We start from the raw sequence: 5,049 nt of genomic DNA, 5'->3' as shown, positions 1-5,049 counted from the left end.
TGCCCGTTCGCTGCTTTCGCGCGAAAAGGCAGATAACCAACCGGCGGGTTCCGCCTCGGAGAGCTGATACATGCGTAAGTCCATCGCCTTCACGACCCTGATCGGTGCCTCGGTGCTGCTTTCAGCCTGCGGCAGCAGCGGTCTGCTCAGCCGTGACCGGCCTGACGAATTCGCCGTGCAGCGCCAGGCGCCGCTGGTCGTTCCGCCCGATTTCTCGCTGACCCCGCCTCAGCCCGGCGCGCCGCGTCCGGCCGATTCGACCTCTGCCGTACAGGCGCAGGAAGCGCTGTTCGGCCCCGGTCCGAACCGCAGCGAAGTGGAAAAGACCACCCTCGGCCGCGCCGGCACTTCGGCTCCTGGCATCCGCTCGACCGTCGGCGATCCGCAGACCAACACCGTTGCCAAGGGTGCGATCACGCGTGACGTGATCGCCGCTCCCGAAGGCGATGGCCGCGAAGCTCAGGCTGTTGCCGGGACTCCAGCTAACGGCGGCTGATCCCACCTGCAGGGGCTAACCCTCCTGCCCACAGGCGATTTACAGGGCCCGGCGCTTGACGCGCCGGGCCTTTTCGCGTTTCGGAGGACACGAAAAGGGAGTTTGCGGGCATGAGTGCAGCGGATGTCGTGATCGTCGGGGCCGGGCATGGCGGGGCGCAGTGCGCCATCGCGCTCAGGCAGAACGGTTTCACCGGAACGGTCGCCATGATCGGGCGCGAAAGCGAGCCACCCTATGAACGCCCGCCGCTGTCCAAGGAATATTTCGCCCGCGAAAAGACCTTTGACCGGCTCTATATCCGCCCGCCGCAGTTCTGGGCGGAAAAGGACATCGACCTGCAACTCGGCGTCGAAGTAACCGCAGTCGATCCGGCAGCGAAAGAACTCACCCTCTCCAACGGCGAGAGCCTGACCTACGGCACGCTCGTCTGGGCCACCGGCGGCGATCCGCGCAGGCTGCCGGTTCCCGGCGGCACCCTCGCCGGTGTCCACGCCGTGCGCACGCGTGAGGACTGCGACCAGCTGATGGGCGAGATCGATGGCGGCGTGAAAAGCATCGCGGTGATCGGCGGCGGCTATATCGGGCTTGAGGCGGCGGCGGTGCTGACCAAGCTGGGCTGCAAGGTCACCCTGCTCGAGGCGCTCCCCCGCGTACTGGCGCGTGTGGCCGGGCCGGAACTGTCCGCCTTCTACGAAAAGGAACACCGCGATCACGGCGTTGACCTGCGCACCGGCGTGACGGTCGAATCGCTTGAGGGAGAAGGCCGCGTCACCGGCGTGAAGCTGGGCGATGGCACAGTCGTTCCCGCCGATGCGGTGATCGTCGGCATCGGCATCATTGCCGCCGTCGGCCCCTTGATGGCTGCTGGCGCGGCGGGGGGCAACGGCGTAGATATCGACGAACTTTGCCGCACCTCGCTGCCCGACGTCTATGCCATCGGCGACTGCGCCGCCTTCGCCTGCGACTTTGCCGACGGCACGGTGATGCGCGTCGAATCGGTGCAGAACGCCAACGATCAGGCGACCTGTGTGGCCAAGGCGATCTGCGGCGATGCCAAGCCGTACCACGCCTTCCCGTGGTTCTGGTCCAACCAGTATGACCTGCGCCTGCAGACCGCCGGACTATCGGTCGGCTATGACCAGACTGTGGTGCGCGGCAGCCCTGAGGACCGCTCGTTCTCGGTTGTCTACCTCAAGGGCGGCAAGGTCATCGCGCTCGACTGCGTCAACATGGTCAAGGACTATGTGCAGGGGCGCAAGCTGGTTGAGGCGGGCGTTTCGCCGGACGTGGCGCAGCTTGCGGACGCCAATGTACCGCTGAAGGAACTGATCCCGGTTTGACTTTGGTTTCGCGCAAAGACCGCAAAGAACGCAAAGGAGCTTTGCCCAGCGTAGCTGGGCTTAATTCTGATCGACTCGAACCAATCGCGGGAACGCAGAAGGGCAGCGCGGCTTCACCGCAAGTCGAAACCCCTTTGCGGACTTTGCGGTCTTTGCGCGAACAAGAATCATCCCAACCGCGCCGCAGCCCACGCCGCCGCGTCAGCCACTGCCGCATCGGGATCGTCCAGCAACGCTTCAACAATCGGGATCAGCAAAACATCCCCGCTGTTCCCCGCCGCATAGAGGCAGTTGCGCACAAACCGGTCCCGCCCGATGCGCTTGATCGGTGAGCCGGAGAACAGCCTGCGAAACCCCGCATCGTCGAGCGCCAACAACTCAGCCAGCTTCGGCGCGGCAAGTTCGGCGCGGGGCAGGAAGGCGCGGTTGGCCGCCGCGCTGTCGGCGAACTTGTTCCACGGGCAGGCCGAGAGGCACAAGTCGCAGCCATAGATCTGGTTGCCGAGCGCCGGTCGCAGCGCCTCGTCCACCGGGCCCTTGTGCTCGATCGTCAGGTAGGAAATGCAGCGCCGCGCATCGAGTTGATACGGCGCGGGAAACGCATTCGTCGGGCAGGCGCTCTGGCAGGCGTCGCATGATCCGCAGCGGTCCTGCCCCGGCGCATCGGGGGCAAGGTCCAGCGTGGTATAGATCGCGCCGAGGAACAGCCACGAGCCATGTGTCCGGCTGACAACATTGGTATGCTTGCCTTGCCAGCCCAGCCCTGCCGCTTCGGCCAACGGTTTTTCCATGACCGGCGCGGTATCAACGAAGACTTTCACGCCTACTTCGCCCAATCCCCGCCGCTCACCTTCCGCGACCAGCCAGCGTGCAAGGTGCTTGAGCGCCTTCTTCACCGTGTCGTGATAGTCCGCGCCTTTGGCATAGGCGGATATCCAGCCGCGCGAAGTCTGCCCCGCCAGCGCCAACGGATCGCCCGCCGGGGCATAGCTCATGCCCAGCGCGATCACGCTTTTCGCTTCGGGCCACAGTCCCTGCGGAGAGCGGCGGTGGTGGGCGCGGCCTTCCATCCATTCCATCTGGCCATGCGCGCCCGAGGCAAGCCAATCGTCCAGCCGCGCAGCGCGCAGCGGATCTTCACCAGCCTGCGCGATACCGCAGGCGACGAAACCCAGCCGCCGGGCCTCTTCGCCCAGCGCTGCTTCTATTTCAGCGGTTACCGGCCCGTTAACCAAACTTGGCGCGCTCCTCTTCACAGGGGATGATTATTGCGGCACCCCATGAAGATGGACCTAGGCCAATGGCAACCAGCGGGCAACGCGCCTGCTCCCGAACTTTCCGGCATCCCGGCAGCGAGCACCCCGCTCGCCATCGAGGCGCGCGGGCTGGTGAAACGTTTCGATGGTTTCACCGCCGTCGACGGGGTGGACCTGTCGGTGCCCGAAGGCGCGATCTATGGCGTGCTTGGCCCCAATGGCGCTGGCAAGACCACCACGCTGCGCATGCTGCTGGGGATCATCGATCCCGATGAGGGCTACCGCCGCGTGCTCGGCGCCGAGCGGCCGCATGACGTGGCGCATACCATCGGTTACCTGCCCGAGGAGCGCGGGCTTTACCCCGCGATGAAGTGCCACGAAGCCATCGCCTTTATCGGTGCGCTGCGCGGCCTGCCGCTCGAAGAGGGCCGCCGCCGGGGCAAGCTGCTGCTTGAGGAGCACGGCCTTGGCTATGCCGCCGACCGCCAGATCCGCCGGCTGTCCAAGGGTATGGCGCAGCAGGTGCAATTGCTCGCCACGCTGGTCCACGAACCCCGGTTGGTGATCTTTGACGAGCCGTTCTCGGGCCTCGATGCGCTCAACCAGGGCAAGCTGGAGCGCATGATGCGCGGCCTCGCCGAGAAAGGCACGACCGTAATCTTTTCCACCCACGTCATCGCCCATGCCGAACGGCTGTGCGATTCGGTGGCGATCATTGCCGGCGGTAAGGTGCCCTTCGCCGGGCCAGTCGACGTGGCGCGCGATCGTATCCGCCCGCAGGTGCGCCTCGAAACCCGCGCCGGGGACGGAAACTGGCGCGGCGCCCTGCCCGCCGATGCCCGGCGCGAGCAGAAGGCCGATGGCAGCACGTTCTGGTATTTCGACCTGCCGGACAGTGGCATCGAACCGCTGCTGCGTGCGCTGATCGAAGGCGAGGCCGGCATCCTGTCGCTCTCCATCGAACGTGCCGGGCTGCATGATGCCTTTGTCGCGATTGCCGGCGAGGCCGCAGCGCGCGCGCTGGAAGAAGTGCCCGATGAGGCGCTTGCCATGGAGAAAGCCCGATGAGCGGCGCAATTTCATCGGGTCGCCTGTCGACCCTGCAAGCGGCGTTCGTCGTCGCGCGGCGCGATTTCGGGGCGATCCTGTTCAGCCGCACGTTCTTCTTCTTCCTGCTGGGGCCGTTGTTCCCGGTGATCGTCGCGGTCGCGGCAAGCTCGGTGTCTCAGAAGACCGAACAGGCCGCCGCCCGCCCGGTGCTCGGCATCGTCATGAGCGCAAGTGACAGCGATGCCATCATGGCGGCTGGCGCGAGCCTGCGCCGCGAACTTGGCGAAGGCGCGCCCGACCTGGCGTTGGTGAAGAAACTTAGGCCCGGAGAGGCTGCCGACGCCCGGCAGGCGCTTAGCGAGAGCCAGGGCAACTTGGCCGCCGTGCTGAGCGGCACCCTTGCCAAGCCGCAGCTTACCGGCACCGAAGGCCTGATCCATGCTTGGAGCGGGCCGGTTGCATTGATTGCCTCGCGCGCTGCCGACGCCAGCCCGCAAGCGCTGCCCAAGGTCAGCCTTACCTCCACGGCAAGCAGCGTGGCGAGCGAGCGGAGCGGCCAGATGAGCACCGCGCGCAATGGCCAGATGCTGCTGTTCCTGCTGACGATGATGCTGGCCGGCATGGTGCTGTCCAACCTCGTCGAGGAAAAAGCCAACAAGATCATCGAGGTGCTGGCCGCAGCAATCCCGATGGAGGCCGTATTCTATGGCAAGCTGTTCGCCATGCTGGGCGTATCGCTGGTCGGCATTGCCGTGTGGGGCGCGGGCTTTGGCGGGCTGATCCTGCTGGGCAGCGACGCGCTGAGCGGCCTTGCGGCCCCAGCAGTCGGCTGGCCCGCTTTCGTTGCCCTTGGCATCGGCTATTTCGCCATGGCTTACCTGCTTCTCGGATCAGTGTTCCTGACGAT

The 5,049-nt window shown here is 65.9% G+C and carries 5 protein-coding genes; 4 read left to right on the top strand and 1 reads right to left on the bottom strand.

Annotated features, from left to right (window positions below; genetic code table 11):
• Window positions 1–70: 70 nt before the first annotated feature.
• On the top strand, window positions 71–496 hold the full coding sequence (locus tag RMO89_RS12385) for a DUF3035 domain-containing protein (protein ID WP_310533445.1): 426 nt from the start codon (window positions 71–73) through the stop codon (window positions 494–496).
• A gap of 110 nt (window positions 497–606) precedes the next feature.
• Window positions 607–1,836 (top strand): FAD-dependent oxidoreductase, encoded by a 1,230-nt coding sequence (locus tag RMO89_RS12380; RefSeq protein WP_310533444.1) that lies wholly within the window; start codon window positions 607–609, stop codon window positions 1,834–1,836.
• Between the two features lie 167 nt (window positions 1,837–2,003).
• Here the strand turns inward: RMO89_RS12380 and queG are convergent, their stop codons facing one another.
• Window positions 2,004–3,071 (bottom strand): tRNA epoxyqueuosine(34) reductase QueG, encoded by a 1,068-nt coding sequence (gene queG / locus RMO89_RS12375; protein WP_409035547.1) that lies wholly within the window; start codon window positions 3,069–3,071, stop codon window positions 2,004–2,006.
• A gap of 45 nt (window positions 3,072–3,116) precedes the next feature.
• On the opposite strand from queG, the gene RMO89_RS12370 reads away from it, so the two are divergent.
• Both RMO89_RS12370 and RMO89_RS12365 read left to right on the top strand, forming a co-directional pair.
• Window positions 3,117–4,160 (top strand): ATP-binding cassette domain-containing protein, encoded by a 1,044-nt coding sequence (locus RMO89_RS12370; RefSeq protein ID WP_310533443.1) that lies wholly within the window; start codon window positions 3,117–3,119, stop codon window positions 4,158–4,160.
• Window positions 4,157–5,049, top strand: an 893-nt coding sequence (locus tag RMO89_RS12365; protein WP_310533442.1) for an ABC transporter permease, incomplete at its 3' end; no start/stop codon positions are given. The genes RMO89_RS12370 and RMO89_RS12365, both read left to right, overlap by 4 nt.

This window comes from Novosphingobium sp. (assembly GCF_031424035.1).
Lineage (GTDB): Bacteria > Pseudomonadota > Alphaproteobacteria > Sphingomonadales > Sphingomonadaceae > Novosphingobium.
Note: the sequence above shows the minus strand (reverse complement) of the source record. Positions and strands in the feature narration are given on the sequence as shown.

Coding starts and splice junctions, on each gene's coding strand:
- RMO89_RS12370 (WP_310533443.1), top strand. CDS start 3,117: ATGAAGATGGACCTAGGCCAATGGCAACCAGCGGGCAACGCGCCTGCT.
- RMO89_RS12385 (WP_310533445.1), top strand. CDS start 71: ATGCGTAAGTCCATCGCCTTCACGACCCTGATCGGTGCCTCGGTGCTG.
- RMO89_RS12380 (WP_310533444.1), top strand. CDS start 607: ATGAGTGCAGCGGATGTCGTGATCGTCGGGGCCGGGCATGGCGGGGCG.